The following is a 17068-nucleotide window of genomic DNA, read 5'->3' as shown; positions in this document are numbered from 1 at the left end:
CTAGGGGAATGGCTGGAGCTGAAGCGGGTGAAACAGTCACCATGCAGTCGCAGATACCCCTACTGGTTCGTGCGATCCAGCCACCTGGCGGGTTCCACTCCGCCATCCTTGACGAAATCCTTGAGCCATGACCGAACCATCTGAACAACCAACGGAATCCACGACCGGCAGAGCCGGCACCGGGACCGGGTCCAACGCTCGACCCAACAGGATCTATCGGATCGCCGCGGGCGTCTGGATCGTGGTCGGTGGCGTGATCATCACGGGTGCGGTCTTCGCCTTCGGATTGCTGATTGGCTCGCTATCAAGCGAGGGCGGGGATGCCCCTGGCTACTGGACGGACGCAGATGCCGGACACAGTGACTCAAGCCAGTACGACGAAGAGGGCTGGTACGGAGATGACCAGGACTGGGGCAATTCCTCGTTCGGCCCCGGGGGCGAGCTGCCGACTGCGCCAGGTGCCTCGCAGACCAACCCACCCGCGGTGACACCACGCTAGCCGTAAAACGCGGCGTGCGTGTCGAAGCGTTGTGATACGCAATCCTCTTGGGCGAACAGCGTACTTTATTGGTAACGCAGCATATTCGATTGCTGCATATTCGCGCGGGTGGGCAGCTACGCATCTCATACCACCGTCTCACCGGTGATACACTTGCTCGCATGGACACGGTGACGGTGCGCGATCTTCGGAACAACGGGGGAGAAGTCCTGCGTCGCGTCGAGCACGGCGAACGCATCGTCGTTACTCGCGACGGCGCGCCGGTGGCTGAGCTCCGCCCGCTGCCCCGACCTAGCGCCGGCCCGGCCGAACTCATTCGTCGCCGCAAGAATCTTCCGCAGGTGAGCCCAGATGCGCTCCGGCGCGACATCGACAATCTGATCGACCCGTCGCTGTGACAGAAGCTCCGAGCCAGGGGATGCTGGACACCTCGACGGTGATCCTCCTCGGCCAGATATCCGACCCCTCCGAGCTTCCCGATGAATCGGCGATTAGCGCAATAACGCTCGCCGAGCTTTCCGTCGGTCCGCACGTAGCGCGCGACGATACCGAGCGCAGCGCCCGTCAGCAGCACCTGCAGCAGGCCGAGGCGGACTTCGATGTTCTTCCGTTCGATGGTGATTGCGCACGGGCATTTGGCGCCGTCGCGGCGGCACTGCGCGCATCGGGGCGTAAGCCCGCGGCACGCGCGTATGACGCGCTCATCGCAGCGAGCGCGATCGCGCATGCGTTGCCGCTCTACACATGCAACCCATCCGACTTCGCAGGAATCCCGCGACTTGAGCTCCGGTCGGTCACCCATCCTCATCACCAGTAGAGGCGACGCTAGTCGACGGAGAGTGCGACGACGGCTGACTGTGCGGCCGAAACAAGCAAAGCCATAACAAAACTCGACAATATCCTGCTGTATCTCATGATCTTCGCCCTGTGCACTCTGATTGAACGGGAAACTGCCGTCGGCCTGTGGTTAGTCGCCCGTCGGCGGCCACTCGACCTGACAGCCACGCGGTGATGCCGTTTTCAGGAGACACGGCGTGTTCTCGGGCTGTTGACGGGTCAGCCGAGCGGGCGCTCGAGCCGGACGGTCTTCGTATTGCGCGCCGAGTGTTCGCTCAGCGTGACGACGGCACTCGAAAACCTTCCTGCCGTCGACGTATCCCACAACACCTTCATCGTGTTGACGGGTACGTTCCGCCGTGAGAAGTGAGCGGGAATGGGCGGTGGTGGTGATCGTGCACCGCTTGCCGGGCTCACCGACGGAAGCGTGACCAACCGTGTGATCCTCATCGCCCGCCCCCGCGATATCGAAGTTGGCCCAATCCACTAAACCTGTTGGCGTCGAGGCGCTTTGGACAACCCGACCTAATGCGGTGGGTGAGGGACGCTCGAAGCGTCCCTGATTCATCCAATGAAAATGGCGACGTTTAATGGCAACCCGCCATATTCAGTTTCGTCGCATTCCTTCAGACACTGATTTTAGGATGGGTGTCACGGCATTGAAGCTGAATCAACGACCGGTCTGGCCGTCGATCTGCTCGCGAATGATGTCAGCGTGTCCGGCGTGGCGCGCAGTTTCCTTGATCGCCGTGAGCAGCACCCAACGGAGGTCGCGCGACTTGCCGTTGTGAATTACAAGTGCATCAGCGTCGCCGATCCCGGCGATAATGGCGTTGCTAGACGTACATGCGGCGCGGTAGTCCGACCGTAGCTCCCGCAACGACGTCGCCGGATCCACGTGCATCGTTCGGCTCCCGCGGGATGCTTTGGCTCCGCCAACAATCTCCTCAAACCACAACGACTCGACGAAAGTGAGGTGCTGGACCAGCCCGGCGAGGTTGGTACCAGAACCAACCGTGCTTCTGCGGGCGTCCTCATCGCCGAGCCCAGCGAGCTTCTTCAGGACGCTTCCGCGCAGCTCCTCGAGTGCAGCAAGGAGCTGTGTAACCTCGGGACTCATCTTTGGAGCGTAACCACCGCGTCGTGATTCAGCACTGAATACGAACGCTGCATATTCGATCGCTGCATATTCTCCCAGCTGGTCTGGCCGGGCCGTCTGCGGCGGTCGATGCTCGATCGAACTAGCTCCGCCCGAGGCGGGCACGATCATGGATACCGTCCTGCGTCTATCCACGCCGATGTCCATCCTGTGGGGGCGTGAGGTTCACGCCCCCGCGCTGGACTAAGTAGTGTTGTCCGTCGCAATGATCGGAGGTTGCGGCACGCTCCTGACGTTCAACGATCCCTCGGCGATCCCGTGATGAAAGCTCGCTGCGCGTGGGTTAGGTGGCACCGTGAAATCCTCGCTCGGCGGCGCAGTGCTCACCATCAAAGTGTCGAGGTGATCTAGGTCCGGCCACGCAAAGACAATTGGCTTCCAACTCGTGACGGGAAATCCCTTACGCATGAAATAGAGGCCGTGGGGGCGGTAGATCCGCCTGACAGGCGGTGTCTCGAAACTTATCAGGAACTCGATGCCAGCGATTTGAACGTACCCGCCGAGAATTTCGCTGCCCATATTCGCGAGGCGCAGGCGCGCGGAATTGGTGATGATCGGTTGGTCGTTGTCGCGATCAAGCAGCATGTACATGCCCCAAGTGGGAGGCCAGTCGGCTCCACGCCACAGGATCTCGGCCAATTGTTCGGTCGTCACCCCTAGTCGAAACCGGTATGCAAGCGAGCCGTCGATTTCCATCGTTCCTGACTCGATGGCACCCCATATGACTTTGAGGAGCCATAGGGTCCGCTGGCCATAACGAACCCGCGCGAGAATTCGCTCCTGCGGTCATTGCCGAGGTACTTGAAAATGTCGAGCTGGTCCTTCACAAGGTACCGGAAGAACTCAGCGGCCATCTTGTCCAACGGCCAGAGTGCGCTGTTGTGTCGGTGGCACAGCATCCGCGTCGAAAGACCCTGCCGACCAACAGTCTTCGACCGTTGAGCCTTGCCCTGCCAGGACGCGCCTTCGACGATGACGACCTTGCCGTTGTGAGAAATGGCTTCGAGCACATCATCGGTGATGAAGTGCTCACGGGTGAGCTTGTCGTCGCAGTCGTTGCTTCTGCGTGCGTAACAGCCGGGGTTGGCGTACCCGGTCCGCGGTCCGGTCAGTAGGGGCGCGGGGCGTGTCGCCAGCCAACGCTGCCCCTTTCCGAGATGACATTTCCGCGACTGACGGCCGGATCCGCAAGGGGGCCAGGCCATGATTCATCTGATGCAATATGCAGTGCTTTACTTGACATAATGTGGCTTATCGGCTCAAGCTCGATGGAGCAGCGTGAGCACGGCCCGCGCGAGTTCTTATGTCCGTTGTCCGATCCGGAACTAGTTGAGAGTAATCCGGGAAAACCTCAGAGCTATCCGACTTCTCATCCTCCGTTCCAGAACTATCTGACAGTGCCACCCCGCCCAGGTCACTGCACATGCGCGTGCGCATTTTCGGCCGGCGCTGAGCCTGAATCCGCGACTACCTGACGGCGGCGGATCGCGCCCAAATGCTCAATTCGTCACCGTGACGTAACCCCCGTTGCCGGACCCACGACTACCCGGCAACGCCGGACCGGGGCGATCGACGGTCCGCCGATGTCAGGTAGGACGCCCGCGCCCTCGAACCCTGTGCGGCAGCCCTCTGGCTCAATTCGTCACTGTGACGTTACTGTGGCGAATTGAGCCCCCGTCCTTTGTTGTACCGGTTCGCGGATGACGTGCCCGGTCGACGAGTCGAGGTGTCGCAGCGGCGTCCACTGATGACCCGGCGTGGCCGCCCCGGAGTCAGGCGCTGCAGTTCGGATCGTCGAGGCATCGCCGCGTCTGTCCTGTATCGTGTGCTAGTAATGAAGTCGCATTAATTTGTCACGATGAGCTGATGGGTTGGAAATGGGCACAGACAAGGTGAAAGCGCGTCCAGAGGCGCCCAATGTGGTCATGATCGTGTTGGACGACCTCGGCTATGCGCAGTTCGGCTGCTACGGATCGAACATCCGAACCCCGGCCATTGATCGTCTGGCCCGTAACGGACTCAGGTACAGCCGATTTCATGTCACCGGGCTGTGTTCGCCGTCGCGAGCCGCATTGCTCACTGGCCGGAACCACCACTCGGTGGGGATGGGCTTCCTGGCCGACATCCCGACGGTCCACCCGGGCTACACCGGGAAGATCCCGGATTCGGCGCAGACGCTGCCACGCCTGCTGCGGGATTCCGGTTGGAGCACGATGGCCGTCGGCAAATGGCATCTCGCGCCTCGCGGTGAACGGACGAGCGCCGGTCCGTTCACGCGCTGGCCGTTGGGACTCGGGTTCGAGCGCTATTACGGCTTTCTGCTCGGCGACGCCAATCACTGGGACCCGCAACTGGTTCGGGACAACACCTACCTCGATGGACCTGAGGTACGCCCGGATGGCTACCACCTGACCGAGGACCTCACCGACGAGGCGATCAGGATGGTGGTCAGCCAGCAGCAGTCAGCACCCGGCAAGCCGTTCTTTCTCTACTTCGCCACGGGGGCCATGCACTCACCGCACCATGTACACAAGGACTGGGCCGACGCGTACGCGGGACAGTTCGACATCGGTTGGGACGCGTGGCGCGACGAGGTATTCGCCCGGCAGCTCGCCGAGGGTGTGGTGCCCGCAGGCACGACACTCACCCCGCGGCCCGATTGGGTCCCGGCCTGGGCCACCCTCACCGCGGACGAACGCGCGGTGTACGCGCGGATGCACGAGGTATATGCCGGCTTTCTCAGTCATACCGACAGCCAGATCGATCGCTTGACCCGCACCCTCGAAGAACTCGGCGTCATGGACAACACGCTCATCCTCGTCATGTCTGACAATGGGGCCAGCGCAGAAGGGGGCGTTTCGGGAACCAGCAACGAACATCGGTTCACCCATCGGGTGCCAGAGTCCCTGGCCGACAACCTCGACCTACTACCGGACTGGGGTGGCACGGCGGGTTATCCGCACTATGCCTGGGGCTGGGCCTGGGCTGGCAATACCCCGTTCCGGCTGTGGAAACGCTATGCCTGGCTGGGCGGTACGCGCGTTCCGCTGATCGTGCACTGGCCGTGTGGTATCGACGACGGCGGCGCCGTGCGCTCACAATTTGGCCACGCTATCGACGTCATGCCAACGGTTCTGCAGGCCTGCGGAATTGAGCTGCAATCGGCCCCTTCCGAAACCTCAGACAGCGCCGTGCACGGGGCGAGTCTGTTGCCCACTTTCCGCGACGCGGCGGCGCCCGCCCCCCGATCCACCCAGTACTTCGAAGTCGTGGGGTCCCGGTCGATCATCGATGATGGCTGGAAGGCCACAACCGATCACGTGGGCCAAGGTGTGATGGACGAGGAGGCACTGCTGGACGGCAGCCGGGACTTCGCCCTCGACCGGTGGTCGTTGTTTCGCGCCGACGATTTCTCCGAGGCTCACGACGTGTCGGCGGATCACCCCGACGTGGTGGCGCGATTGACCGCCGTGTGGGCAGCCGAGGCCGCCTGCTATGACGTGCTCCCCCTGACTGATTCGTTGGTGGCACGAGCGGCGGACATGGTGTGGCCCGAATTTCCGCCCGGGCAGCGCGTGGTGTTGCGGCCCTCCGGGGGGCCGGTCGTCGACGAGGCGCTCCCCTTGCTGTACAGCCGGTTGTCTGCTGACGTCGAGGTCTTGCCTGAGGGTGCCAACGGTGTGCTGTTCGCGATCGGCAACTGGACCGGAGGGTTGGCGGCGTTCGTGATCGAGTCCAGACTCCACATTGCCATCGCCGCGCCGGGCGGCAGTATCCGGGTACGAGCCGATCGGCTGCTGATGGAGGGCCGCCACAGCGCAGGATGTCGCATACACCGCCTCGACGGCGAGACCCGGGTCGAGGCGGTGATCGACAACACCGTCGTCGGCTCTGCGGTGGCCCCGGTGACCCTGCCCCACGTCTGGCAGCACGGCGGGACATCGTTGCGCTTGGGTCGAGATCGCGGGCTGCCGGTCTGTGACAGTTATCAACCACCGTTCGCATGGAACGGCACAGTGCACTCGGTGACCGTCGAATCCGATCTGGACTCGCTGCCGAGTCAGGAACTACTCAGGGCCGCGCTCAAGTCCGACTAAAGTGAGCTTTCACGGGCCCAGCGCCTCAAGGGTTTCCGCCGACGCCGGCGCGCGGATGATCGCCGTCAAAGAATCGATGAGGTCCGATACGAACAAGGCAGTCGGGGGCGGGTCGGCAGCGGTTGCCCGCTGCCGCTGGTGGTCGGCCACCGAATTCAGGCAACTTATATAGACGAGACGAATCCGCTGCGCGGATACGGCCTGCGGAAGTTGCGAAAGCTGCTGCCAGAGAAGCTGATTGAGCCGTTGACCGTGCTCGGTCAACAAGGGGTCGGCCAGAATCCACGCATGTCCGCCCGGTTCGCCGTATCCGCGGAACAGCAGCTGAGCCACCAGCTCGACGTGTCGCTCCCCACGCTCGATGCTGCTCACCTGAGGGAGCACCAAGGCCTCGAGGAGGCGCCTGAGTTCGACCGGCTGGTTCTCCGGCATCGCCTCGAGAATCCGTCCACGGTCTCCGTCGATGCGTTCAAGGCGATGTTCAAGGATGGCCTTGATCAGGTCCTCCTTGGATCCGAAGTAGTAGTTCACCACCGCGGCGTTGCTCTGTCCGGCGGCGAGTCTGATTTCGTTGAGGCTGACGGCAGCGATTCCGCGATCGGCGAACATCGTCTCCGCGATCGTCATGAGCTTGATGCGCGTCGCTTCTCCGCTGCTGTTCCGGCCGCGTTTGCGGTCCGTTTCCCGAATGCGGTTCGACTCCGAGGGCATCGCTTGATCGTACGCAGTTCCCACCGTCAGCATATAATGAAGTCTCATTATTAAGGTGGCGGGCAACGAGAGAACTTGGGTGCGATATGTGGGTGGAACTGGCGTCCTTGGCACTGGTCGTCGCCGTGTCGCCGGCCTCGGTGGTTCCCGCGATCCTGATGCTGCACACGCCCCGTCCGCTGGCTGCGGGCTGGGCGTTCGCGACGGGGTGGACGCTGTCATTGATGCTTGCCACCGGGGTGTTCGTCGGAATCTCCGGGAAGATGAGTGGTGCCGGCGGTCCCCCGCCGCAATGGATGCGACCCGCGACGTTGATATTGGCGGCGCTGTTGATCCTTGTCGGCGTCGTCACCTGGATGCGTCAGGGGCGGCGAGAACGTGCGCCGGCATGGCTACGGGCGCTGGGCTCTGTCACTCCGGGGCGGGCGCTGGCAGCCGCACCGGTTCTCGTGTCGCTGAATCCCAAAGTGCTAGCCGCCTGCGCCGCAGCAGGTGTCAGTGTCGCGGCCGGCGCGCAGACGAGCCTGAGCCAGTGGGCAGATGTCACCGGTTTCGCCTTGGCCGCGAGTATGACAGTGATACTGCCGGTGCTGAGCTATGCCCTCTGGCGCGAGCGCATGAACGAACCCCTGCGACGGCTCAAGGTCGTACTGGAGCGGCACGATGCCGCGATCCTCGCGGTGATTCTCGTTGCCGTAGGTCTGACGTTGTTGCTGCAAGTAGCGTGATGACGCTGCTCCACGTGAAGGAGAAAGCCTGTGCCTGTACCGAAGTCAGACCGCGCGAGCCGCCGGTTAATCGTTCTACAGAAGCTCATGCTGTTGGCGACAGCGAAACCAGGCAGCGCGCTCGATGTGGGCAGAACACGCAAGATCACCCAATCGATGGAGTCGTTCCAGCGGCGGGCGCGCGGAGTTCAGGAGACCACCGCCACGGTGGCTGGGGTGCCGGTTCGGTGGTTCCGCCCCGCCCGGGCGGAATCGGGGTTGATCTTCCACGTGCACGGCGGGGCGTTTGTCGCCGGTAGTTCGCTGGCGGCCCGTGCCCACAGCCGGATGGCCCGGTGCCTCGGCGCGGAACTGGTGAGTGTCGATTACCGACTTGCGCCGGAGCATCCGTTTCCCGCGGGACTGGATGACGTGTGGGCGGTCTACTCGGAGGTGGCGCGTGACCGGCCTACCGTCATTATCGGGGAGTCCGCCGGAGGCGGACTGGCGATGTCGCTGGTACGACGAGTGATCGACCGAGGCGGTGACGCGCCGAAAGGTCTAGTGGCAATGTTTCCGTGGGCTGACCTGACCAATAGCTCCGACAGCTTCGTGCGGAATGAACACCTGGATATGCTGTCCCGCAAAGGTCTTTCGCGTAGCGCTATGGCCTATGCCGGTGGCCAAGATTTGCGAGATCCGCTGGTGTCGCCGCTCTACGGCTCCTTTGTCGACTTTCCCCGCACATTGATCGTCGTCGGCACCCACGACTGTTTGCTCGACGACTCCCGTTACGTCTCGACACGCATGTGCGCCGCCGGGGTAGACGCCACACTCGTCGAGATAGCCGGCGGGTTCCACGGTTTCATCCTGATGCCTGCGCCTGAATCCAAGGAGGCTCGGCGGCAGATCTCATCCTTCGTCGGTGCAGCCCTCCACGATCGATGAAGGCTACGAGCGCCGTGTGACAGTGCTGGACGGACCTCGATTCGGACGTCCGGAACCATCTGAAAGCGTCGGATTTCTCGTGACGACCGCCGCGCTACACAGGGCCATACGTCATGTGACGTTATATGCTTGGTGCGGCAACGATGCTCCACACTCGCCGATTACCCTCTCCGTCATAGGTTTTGACGACCAAGTGGAAATGTAACCCTTCCGCCGGCGCGGCAGTTCGGTCAAGAACCCTTACGTGCTGTGGCCAGGGCGATGACGCCGCCTTCGGCGAAGCGCAGCAGCGCGTGGTGGCGTTCGTCGATATCGTCAGTGTGCAAACGGCCGGCGGTGAGGCTGTCTAGGCGCAGGTTGTTGGAGTATGTGTGCATGGTGGCCGCGACCAGGTGCAGGTAGGCGTCGTGGATGGCGGCATCGTCGGCGGCCGGAAACAGAGCCCGCAAGGCGGCGATGAAGTCGGCGGCGATGGCGTTGAAATCCTCGGCGACCAAGCGCTGGATGGGGTGTCCGGAGTTGGCAAGTTGAGCGATGAACCGGAAGTAGTTGTCCCACCCCGGATCTCCAGCTCGTTGGCGCATCGGTTCGGTGAACGCGTCGATCAGTGCACGCAGGCGCCGCACTCCGCTCCCGCGGACCGGTAACGCTGCCAGACGGGTGCGGCGATCGTCATTGAGCGGTTGGATGCGGCGCAGCAAGACCGCGCGGAACAGGCCTTCCTTGCCGCCGAATTGGTCACTGACCGCAGCCAAGCGGGTGCTGGCATGGTCGGTGATATCGCGGACGCTGACGCCGAAGTAGCCGCGGGCGGCAAAGAGTTCTTCGGCGCTGTCAAGCAGCCGGTCCCGCAAATTCTCCCGGTTGACTTCGCGCGCAGTACGTGGCCGCTGGTCGGCTGATGCGGGGCTGGTCATGACTCGATGACGGTGTGTTCGATGCGCCCGATGCCGTCGATGGCCAGCTCCACGGAGTCGCCCAGGTTCAGCCAGCGCCCGGTCTCCATGCCGCTGCCGCCGGAAAGTGTTCCGGTGCCGAAGAGTTCACCGGCGCGCAAGTGTTCGCTTCGGGAGGCGTGAGCGAGAACCTCGCCCAGACCGTGTTGCATGCCGGCGCTGGTCACCGTCGACACGACCGAACCGTTGATCGACACCGTGCCGCGAAGCGCGTCGATGCGAGGAAGGATCTCGTCGGCGGTGACGGCGACCTCCGACAGTGAACTGGCGAAGTGCTTGGCCTTCTGCGGGCCGAATCCGCTGTCCATTTCGGCGCGCTGTACGTCGCGGGCGCTCCAATCGTTGAGTACGACGAACGCCCCGATCGCGTCGAGCGCCTCGGCGGGGGTTGCGTTGAACAGCCCGCGCGCGAGCACGAATCCGATCTCCAACTCGTAATCCAGAGCCTGGCTGTACGACGGTGCGGCGATCGGAGTACCTGACGGGACGAACGTCATCGCGTTGGACATGTAGTACATGGGCTGGGCGTAGAACAGTGGCTTGGGTTTGAGAAGCGGGAACGTGCGCCGTGTAAGGGTTTCGACGGTTTTGACGAGTCGATACTGCCCGGGATGGAATCGCCGGACCAGACCACGGCTGGCGTTGAGCACGTGCTGCTCGTAGAGCATGAAGTCGCGGAACGATAGCGGCTGAAAAGGCAACAACATCGCACTGTGCTGCAGGTGCTCGTCGGCTCGGGCGAGTTCCCAGTCCCTGTCGAAGACCCGACCCCCCAACGGGGTGTCGTCAGCGGTCGCCTGCCAGGAACCGTTGGCGTCCTGGCTTTGCAGCTCCACGCCATCGGCGGTGCGTACACGTCTGAGCTTCACCGAGAATCGATCCTCACGCCGGAACGGAACACTCGTTCCACCGTACCGCAAACCGATGCTACTGTCGGAACAATCGTTCCGCGTTGGTGAGGGGTCACGGGTGCAGGAAGTTGCCGACAACGTGTTCTGCGTCGAGGGCACCGCGGTCAACTGGGTCGTCCGCGCAGGACACACCGCCGGTCACCGCACCACCAACGCACTCTGACCCACCGCGGAAGGGACATCGCATGGCAGAGGCCACCCTGCTGCAGAAGCTCGCCGTCACGATGTGTGCGGTCACCCGCACCACGGATCTGGCTGCCCGCTGGACCGGGGCGGCGCCGTTTCTGCCCGCCCTGTTCGTGCTGCGCTACGCCAACATGGGTGGGCTCGACCACACCCTGTTCGCCGCGCAGATCCGCGGGGCGCGGTCCTTCCGCGACGACCGCTGGTGCAGTTACTGGAACCGCATCGCCGATGCCCACGCCCGGCGAGCCACCGACCTGTTACGTAGACTGGCCGGCACCGACTCCCCCGCCGTGCCCGACCTCACCGACCCGAGCGCCGCGACCACTGCCGAGAACCTCGACGGGCTGACCGCGTGGATAGCCCCCGCCGCGGTGCTGTTCGCCGATCACGGGCCACAACCGGACCCACGCGCGCTCGCCGCGGTCGTCGACGACCACTCCCCCACCGGTGATCGTGAACGAATCACGCTGGCCTTTAAGGCGATCGATGCATGGGTGAAGGCGATCACGTACTACCAGGTCAGCGCCTTTCCCGGACACGACCCTCATCGGATGCGGGCGTACTGGCGTTCACGGCACCTCTTCGACGCGTTGATCGGGGCGATGGTGCCCACGCTTGGCCTCGGCGTCGAACACGTCGATATCCCCGTCGGCGGCGGGGACACCGTCCGCGGCTACCTCGTCGTGCCGCCCGGAGTCGGACCGCACCCGGTGGTGTTGACCACCAATGGTCTGGAAGGCACCGTCCAGGAGTTGGCGATCCCTCAACTTCGCTACCGTGATTCGGGCATGGCGATGTTCCTGATGGAGATGCCCGGCAGCTACGCTTACACCGACCCGATGCGCCCGGCATCGGAGGCGGCCTACCACCGGGTGATCGATCATCTCGCCATCGACGCGCGCCTCGACGGCGACCGCATCGCCATGGTGGGGGTCAGCTTCGGCGGGTACTGGACCGCACGCCTGGCTGCCACCAATGACCGGCTCGCCTGTGCGATCGCGTGCGGGGCCCCCACACACCGGTCCTTTCACGGCGGCGCGCTGGGCACGCCGCAGATCATCCTGCACGCCCTGGCCAAGACCGTTGGTGCGGCCCACCCCATCGACCTGGTCGGCAAGCTCAGAGCGCTGTCCATCCGAGATCTCTACCTCGACATCACTATTCCGCTGCTGGTGATCAACGGAGATCACGACACCCTGATGAGCACCCAGGACAGCAGCGATCTCGCCCGCGCCGCCGCGAACGCCACCCTGCTGCTGTATCCCGACGACGATCACTGCGCGATGGGCCACTACCGCCAATGGCTGGACTACTCCCAGCATTGGCTGCTGGAGCAACTCGCGGTCACCGCGAACTAGCACAGCACGCGACACCGAGGAACGGCGTCGGCCCACGGGGTGACCGTCATGGCCGCCACCAGGCTGCCTAGCTCGACAGTCGTGGAGACCGAAGTGGTTGGTCGTCGGATCTGGGCCGGCTGCTGACGGCCGCCGGCCGCTCACCCATGCGGGCTTCGCACCTGCACTTCATGGTCAGCCCACCCCACCTGCGCACGCTGGTCACGCACATCTCCGCCCCAGCCACTGACTCCGAGCCGACGCAAGATTTCTTTCACCAGTAATGCCCTCAGCGGCAAAAAGCTCATCCGCCCGGCCGGCCGATGAGCAGCTGGCGACCGGCCGGAGCGGCGGTCAGGTTACCCCGCGCCGCGGGCAGCAGGGCGGTGACGTCGGCGCCGACCAACGGCGCCAATCCGGCACTCATGGTCGCGGTGAGATGAGAACCGTCCCGGTACACCAGCGTGTCACCGATGATCGCCGGGCACACGCTGTCGTTGCACAGATAGTCGGCGTAGTCCAGATAGGTGACCGATCGACCGGCCGCCAGCTCACGCTCGGTCGCGCGGATGTTTTGATCGAGCGCGACGGTGCGCGGTAATGCGCAGCGCAGCGCGTCGTCGACGAAACGCCCGAGGCAGATCGCCGGCGTGACGCCGATCGACGGCGTATCCGCGAACACGCCAACGCGCGACGCCCTGGGTAACTGATCGAGGAGGGTGGTCAGTGCGCTCCCCCAATCCCTTGCCGGGGCATCCGATCGGCTCAGGTAGTTGCGCGGGTAGCCGGCAAGCAGGATCAGGTCGGGTTTCGACTCGACGAGCTTGTCGATCACCGCGCTGCGCCAGGCAGCACATGCCGCATAGTGCGCAATGCGGATCGGTACGGCCGGGCACGCACTCTTGGTATGGCTGTCGAGCCGTATCACCCCACGCTCGGCCAGCGCCGACAGCGCCGGATACCACTGCGTGGCATGGGAATCCCCGAACAATGCCACCAGAGGTGCCCCCGGGTTGGTCCCGGTCAGACAGCCGGTGGCGTCGGTGGACCATTGCGACTGATGGCAGCCGTTGGCGTAGACGACGGGCTGGTCGCTCTCGGCCGCCTCGAGGGCAGGGCTGAGGTTGTCCGGGACGTACGGCGTGCCTGCGGGTTTTAGGGTCAACGGCGTATGTGCCACGGGTTTGGCGGTACTCAGTGGCCGGTTGAGGGTCACCACGGCCGTCGCCGCGACCACGACGATGGCGGCCATCCCGGCCGCGGCCACTGCGAAGGTTCGGCGCGGACGCGCGGCGGTCAGCCACGCCGCTCGCTGACCCGGTCGTTCTACATACCGATAGAGCAGCCAGGCCAGCGGAACGCATGCCGTCGCGGCAATGACCCGCAGCCAAAGCGGCAGGGTTTCCATATATCCCGTCGCGGCGACGGGCAGCATCAGGACAGGCCAGTGCACCAGGTACAGCGAGTAGGAGATGTCACCGAGCCAGGTGACGGGGCGAAGACTCAGGATGACGGCGGGCCCGCGGGCGACGGGTCCGGCTGCGATCAGCAGCGCCGCCCCGATGACGGGGACGGCCACCGCGTACCCCGGGTACTCGGTGACCGTGGAGAACAGGACTCCACCGGCGGTAATGGCGCCCAACCCGACCCATCCCGCCAACGGGGCGATCGAAGACGGCAGAACACGGCCACGCCGGAGCAGACCAAGGGCCACGAGGGCGCCGAGCCCGAACTCCCACATGCGGGCGGGCAACAGGAAGAATGCATTCGCCTGGCTGAATCCGGTCAGCCACACACACAGCAGGAACGAAGCCCCGGTCAAACCGGCGAGCGTGAACCCGAATCGCCACCGCAACGCGAACCGCCCGAACACAAACGCCAGCAGCACGGGCCACACCAGGTAGAACTGCTCCTCCACGCCGAGCGACCAGTAATGCAGAAACAGCGAAGGTGTCTTTTCCGCGAGGTAGTCGGTCGCGTTGTACGCGAACAACAGGTTGGGAACGTAGAGCGCGGCCGCGACGGCGTCTTTGACGACATAACCGAACTGCACGGGCGAAACCACGATCGTCGCCGCAATCAACGTGGCGACGATCACGAGGAACGCCGCGGGCAGCAGGCGCCGTGCCCGCCGCGCGTAGAACCCGGCGTAACCGATACGGCCGCCATTCTGCAGACTCTCCAGCAAGTGGGTGCTGATAAGGAAGCCTGAGATCACAAAGAACACGTCGACGCCGACGTAACCACCGCCAAAACCGGGGATCCCCGCATGGAACAGGACGACCAGCGCCACAGCTACTGCGCGCATTCCCTGAATGTCGAGGCGCTTGGATCGCCCGCCCTGCTGGGGCGAAAGGGTCGGCAACGTCACGCGTTATTGCTTCCGCAAAGGCGTGATAGGCATGGGCGAAGAATAAGCGACCACCGAGCCGACCGTCGAATGGGGCGGCGAACTCGCATTACACGGCGGTGAGCACTTCATGGCTGCTGCGCCCGCACCGCGTCCGGACCATTCGCCTCATGTTTGCTATCTCATCGCCCAATGTTCTGGGCTTGTGTCCTTTCATTTCGTCACTGTGGTGAATGCAGCGCGAATCGGCGAAAGTACGGGAATCCATGGCTAACGAAGAGCGAGAGTTCACGGGCGATGGGCAGGGCCCTGTCCGGCTCGACGGGTCCCCTGTCGACTGAGATCGCCCAAGCTCGGTACGAGACGGTTGGGGATCGATCGCCGCAGTTTGCTCAGCCAGCACTCGCGTCGTTCGGCCGTCGATTGGAGCGGCTGGCCAGCCTCGGGATCAGGTCCAGTGACTCCTCGAGGTTGCTTTCGGCGGGGCCCGTCAATCCCTCCTGAAGTTCCCACTCATAGCCGCGGATCGCCAACAGATAAGCGTCAGGGATCTGCCCGAAACACTGCAGTGTGGTAGCCAGGATCGCCCGCACCGAAATCGCATGGGAGGTAAAGCTGAGATCCAGTTCGGGCTCGGGCCGGCTGAGTGTGAATGATTCGACCGCTGGATCTTTGGTGGCGTCGATGAACAGCACCCGCGCATATCGACTGATCAAATCCGCGTCTTCGAAGCCGAGCTGATAGGTGCGGCGCAGGTGCGCGGGTAGTGCAGGAATGCACTGTTCGAGCCTGTCGACAAAGGCCCAGCCCAGTCCGTCGTCCTGTCGTCCCACGTTTCCGATGCCGTAGATCAACGAGGTCGAATTGGCGAAGATATCGCCCGACAAGCAAGGCGGCTCAGCGTTGACGTTCATCCAGCACGTGGCCCTTCGCGTCCACCACCGTGACCGTCAACGGCATCTGACCCAGCGCGTGGGTGGCGCAGCTCAGGCACGGATCATAGGCCCGGATCCCCACCTCGATAGCGTTCATCATGCCCTCCGTTATCTCCGGCTGGCCGTCGAGATAGTCCTCGGCCACGCTGCGCACCGTCAGGTTGATCACCTGGTTGTTCTGTGTGGTGGCGACGATCAGGTTGGCGAAGGTGACGCTCCCTTCGCGATCGGCACGGTAGTGGTGCAGTAGGGTGCCCCGAGGTGCTTCCACGACACCGACCCCCTCCCCGACCCAGGCATCTGCACCCGGCGCGACCACTAGCTGGTCCTTCTGCAGATCTGGGTCGTTCAAAAGGTCCCTGACCACTTCGGCTGCGTGGATGATCTCGATGGTTCGCGCCCAATTCGTATGCAGCGTCATGTTGTTGGCGCGTCCGCGGGTGTAGGCGTGGAACTTGTCCAGCGCCTCCGCGGCAATCGGGGTCGACAAGGATCGTGTGACGTTGAGCCGCGCCAGCGGACCTACCCGCACCGACCCGGCATCGCGGCCGAGGTCGGTGAGGTAGGGGAACTTCATGTAGCTCCACTTTTCCACCCCCTCGGAGATGTGTTCGAGATAGTCGCGGTAATCAAATTCACGTACGAGCTTCTTCTGCTCGTCGACCACCTTGAGCCTGCCGTCGTAATAGTCGACGTTCCCGTCGTCATCCACCAGGCACATGTTCAGCGCAGACACCGTTGCGAAGCCGTCCACCTCGACACGGTGCTGCTCGTGGAAGTCGTAGAACATCTGCAGGCCCAGCTGGGCGTCCTCGATGACCTCGTCGACAGACGACAGTCCGTCCTCGCCCCGCAGGAATCGATCCACGTCGGAGGCGGAGAGGTTCTTGTTCACGCCGCCGGGCACTGCGGAGATACCGTGCATGCGCTTACCGAAAACGGCCTCGATGACTTCCTGGCCCCATTTGCGTAGCCGGACAACACGTTTCATCAGATCAGGATTGGCCTCGATCAGCCCAATGAAATTGCGTTGCTCGGGTGCGGCATCCATGCCGAACAACATCTCCGGCACGACCAGATAGAAGTAGGCCGTGACATGCGACTGCAGCATCTGCGCGTAGTGACCAAGGCGGCGCATCTTGACTGCGGTGGAGGTGAGACGAGTCCCGGACGCCGGGCCCACTCCGATCATGTCGTCGAGCACCTTGGCCCCGGCCAGATGATGGCTGACACAGCAGATACCGCAGATTCGCTGCATGAGGACCGGCGCCTCCCAGTAAGGGTGACCCTGGATGAACCTCTCGTAGCCGCGGAACTCGACCACGTGCAGCTTGGCATCGGTGACGTGGTGGTGGTCATCGAGTTCGATGACCACCTTCCCATGTCCCTCGATGCGGGTGATCGGATCGATCACGATCGTCTTCGCCATGCGCGC

At 63.7% G+C, this 17068-nt stretch carries 16 protein-coding genes and 1 pseudogene; 8 read left to right on the top strand and 9 right to left on the bottom strand.

Annotated elements, in window-relative coordinates; all coding sequences use genetic code 11:
• Window positions 1–127: 127 nt before the first annotated feature.
• The 3 genes from FHU31_RS16005 (at window position 128) to FHU31_RS15995 (ending at window position 1316) form a co-directional block, all read left to right on the top strand.
• Window positions 128–499, top strand: a complete 372-nt coding sequence (locus FHU31_RS16005; RefSeq protein ID WP_167159812.1) for a hypothetical protein — start codon at window positions 128–130, stop codon at window positions 497–499.
• 161 nt (window positions 500–660) lie between these two features.
• Entirely contained in the window at window positions 661–897 is a 237-nt protein-coding gene (locus FHU31_RS16000; RefSeq protein WP_208410251.1) for a type II toxin-antitoxin system Phd/YefM family antitoxin, read from the top strand.
• 20 nt (window positions 898–917) lie between these two features.
• Window positions 918–1316: a type II toxin-antitoxin system VapC family toxin gene (locus FHU31_RS15995; protein ID WP_167159810.1), complete on the top strand. Its 399-nt coding sequence runs from the start codon at window positions 918–920 to the stop codon at window positions 1314–1316.
• Between the two features lie 690 nt (window positions 1317–2006).
• Here the strand turns inward: FHU31_RS15995 and FHU31_RS15990 are convergent.
• The 3 genes from FHU31_RS15990 to FHU31_RS15980 form a co-directional block, all read right to left on the bottom strand.
• Window positions 2007–2456 carry a DinB family protein gene (locus FHU31_RS15990; RefSeq protein ID WP_167159808.1) on the bottom strand — a complete coding sequence of 150 codons (450 nt, stop codon included), beginning with the start codon at window positions 2454–2456 and terminating at the stop codon, window positions 2007–2009.
• Between the two features lie 222 nt (window positions 2457–2678).
• Complete coding sequence (locus tag FHU31_RS15985; RefSeq protein WP_167159806.1) at window positions 2679–3191, bottom strand: hypothetical protein; 513 nt, start codon at window positions 3189–3191, stop codon at window positions 2679–2681.
• Window positions 3152–3700 (bottom strand): hypothetical protein, encoded by a 549-nt coding sequence (locus FHU31_RS15980; RefSeq protein WP_167159804.1) that lies wholly within the window; start codon window positions 3698–3700, stop codon window positions 3152–3154. The genes FHU31_RS15985 and FHU31_RS15980 overlap by 40 nt, the downstream gene beginning before the upstream one ends.
• A gap of 672 nt (window positions 3701–4372) precedes the next feature.
• Here FHU31_RS15980 and FHU31_RS15975 point away from each other — a divergent pair.
• Complete coding sequence (locus FHU31_RS15975; protein ID WP_167159802.1) at window positions 4373–6592, top strand: arylsulfatase; 2220 nt, start codon at window positions 4373–4375, stop codon at window positions 6590–6592.
• A gap of 9 nt (window positions 6593–6601) precedes the next feature.
• Here FHU31_RS15975 and FHU31_RS15970 read toward each other — a convergent pair whose 3' ends face one another.
• Window positions 6602–7303 (bottom strand): TetR/AcrR family transcriptional regulator, encoded by a 702-nt coding sequence (locus tag FHU31_RS15970; RefSeq protein ID WP_167159800.1) that lies wholly within the window; start codon window positions 7301–7303, stop codon window positions 6602–6604.
• A gap of 107 nt (window positions 7304–7410) precedes the next feature.
• On the opposite strand from FHU31_RS15970, the gene FHU31_RS15965 reads away from it, so the two are divergent.
• Together FHU31_RS15965 and FHU31_RS15960 are read left to right on the top strand one after the other, a co-directional pair.
• Window positions 7411–8031, top strand: coding sequence for a GAP family protein (locus FHU31_RS15965; protein WP_167159798.1), 621 nt, complete (start codon window positions 7411–7413; stop codon window positions 8029–8031).
• 30 nt (window positions 8032–8061) lie between these two features.
• On the top strand, window positions 8062–8958 hold the full coding sequence (locus FHU31_RS15960) for an alpha/beta hydrolase (RefSeq protein WP_167159797.1): 897 nt from the start codon (window positions 8062–8064) through the stop codon (window positions 8956–8958).
• A gap of 230 nt (window positions 8959–9188) precedes the next feature.
• Here the strand turns inward: FHU31_RS15960 and FHU31_RS15955 are convergent, their stop codons facing one another.
• Window positions 9189–9875, bottom strand: coding sequence for a TetR/AcrR family transcriptional regulator (locus FHU31_RS15955; RefSeq protein ID WP_167159795.1), 687 nt, complete (start codon window positions 9873–9875; stop codon window positions 9189–9191).
• A complete protein-coding gene (locus tag FHU31_RS15950) occupies window positions 9872–10783 on the bottom strand; it encodes a fumarylacetoacetate hydrolase family protein (RefSeq protein WP_167159793.1) in 912 nt (303 codons plus the stop codon). Before FHU31_RS15950 ends, FHU31_RS15955 begins: the two co-directional genes overlap by 4 nt.
• A gap of 227 nt (window positions 10784–11010) precedes the next feature.
• Here FHU31_RS15950 and FHU31_RS15945 point away from each other — a divergent pair, with 227 nt between their 5' ends.
• Both FHU31_RS15945 and FHU31_RS15940 read left to right on the top strand, forming a co-directional pair.
• Window positions 11011–12369 (top strand): alpha/beta hydrolase family protein, encoded by a 1359-nt coding sequence (locus FHU31_RS15945; RefSeq protein WP_167159791.1) that lies wholly within the window; start codon window positions 11011–11013, stop codon window positions 12367–12369.
• 110 nt (window positions 12370–12479) lie between these two features.
• Window positions 12480–12581 (top strand): annotated as a pseudogene (locus tag FHU31_RS15940) (hydroxyquinol 1,2-dioxygenase); the annotation flags it as partial.
• A gap of 71 nt (window positions 12582–12652) precedes the next feature.
• On the opposite strand, the gene FHU31_RS15935 reads toward FHU31_RS15940, so the two are convergent.
• The 3 genes from FHU31_RS15935 to FHU31_RS15925 form a co-directional block, all read right to left on the bottom strand.
• Window positions 12653–14656: an SGNH hydrolase domain-containing protein gene (locus FHU31_RS15935; RefSeq protein WP_167159789.1), complete on the bottom strand. Its 2004-nt coding sequence runs from the start codon at window positions 14654–14656 to the stop codon at window positions 12653–12655.
• Between the two features lie 434 nt (window positions 14657–15090).
• Window positions 15091–15612 (bottom strand): hydrogenase maturation protease, encoded by a 522-nt coding sequence (locus tag FHU31_RS15930; protein ID WP_167159787.1) that lies wholly within the window; start codon window positions 15610–15612, stop codon window positions 15091–15093.
• Complete coding sequence (locus FHU31_RS15925) at window positions 15596–17062, bottom strand: Ni/Fe hydrogenase subunit alpha (RefSeq protein ID WP_167159785.1); 1467 nt, start codon at window positions 17060–17062, stop codon at window positions 15596–15598. Before FHU31_RS15925 ends, FHU31_RS15930 begins: the two co-directional genes overlap by 17 nt.
• Window positions 17063–17068: the final 6 nt, after the last annotated feature.

Origin of the sequence: Mycolicibacterium fluoranthenivorans, from assembly GCF_011758805.1 — a bacterium.
GTDB classification, from domain to species: Bacteria; Actinomycetota; Actinomycetes; order Mycobacteriales; family Mycobacteriaceae; genus Mycobacterium; species Mycobacterium fluoranthenivorans.
This window is presented reverse-complemented; position numbering and strand designations above follow the sequence as displayed.

Bases quoted from the DNA above. Each gene is read 5' to 3' on its own strand.
- FHU31_RS15980 (WP_167159804.1), bottom strand. From the start codon at position 3,700: ATGGCCTGGCCCCCTTGCGGATCCGGCCGTCAGTCGCGGAAATGTCAT.
- FHU31_RS15985 (WP_167159806.1), bottom strand. From the start codon at position 3,191: ATGGAAATCGACGGCTCGCTTGCATACCGGTTTCGACTAGGGGTGACG.
- FHU31_RS16005 (WP_167159812.1), top strand. From the start codon at position 128: ATGACCGAACCATCTGAACAACCAACGGAATCCACGACCGGCAGAGCC.
- FHU31_RS15955 (WP_167159795.1), bottom strand. From the start codon at position 9,875: ATGACCAGCCCCGCATCAGCCGACCAGCGGCCACGTACTGCGCGCGAA.
- FHU31_RS15925 (WP_167159785.1), bottom strand. From the start codon at position 17,062: ATGGCGAAGACGATCGTGATCGATCCGATCACCCGCATCGAGGGACAT.
- FHU31_RS15970 (WP_167159800.1), bottom strand. From the start codon at position 7,303: ATGCCCTCGGAGTCGAACCGCATTCGGGAAACGGACCGCAAACGCGGC.
- FHU31_RS15930 (WP_167159787.1), bottom strand. From the start codon at position 15,612: ATGAACGTCAACGCTGAGCCGCCTTGCTTGTCGGGCGATATCTTCGCC.
- FHU31_RS15945 (WP_167159791.1), top strand. From the start codon at position 11,011: ATGGCAGAGGCCACCCTGCTGCAGAAGCTCGCCGTCACGATGTGTGCG.
- FHU31_RS15990 (WP_167159808.1), bottom strand. From the start codon at position 2,456: ATGAGTCCCGAGGTTACACAGCTCCTTGCTGCACTCGAGGAGCTGCGC.
- FHU31_RS16000 (WP_208410251.1), top strand. From the start codon at position 661: ATGGACACGGTGACGGTGCGCGATCTTCGGAACAACGGGGGAGAAGTC.
- FHU31_RS15995 (WP_167159810.1), top strand. From the start codon at position 918: ATGCTGGACACCTCGACGGTGATCCTCCTCGGCCAGATATCCGACCCC.
- FHU31_RS15935 (WP_167159789.1), bottom strand. From the start codon at position 14,656: ATGCGCGCAGTAGCTGTGGCGCTGGTCGTCCTGTTCCATGCGGGGATC.
- FHU31_RS15975 (WP_167159802.1), top strand. From the start codon at position 4,373: ATGGGCACAGACAAGGTGAAAGCGCGTCCAGAGGCGCCCAATGTGGTC.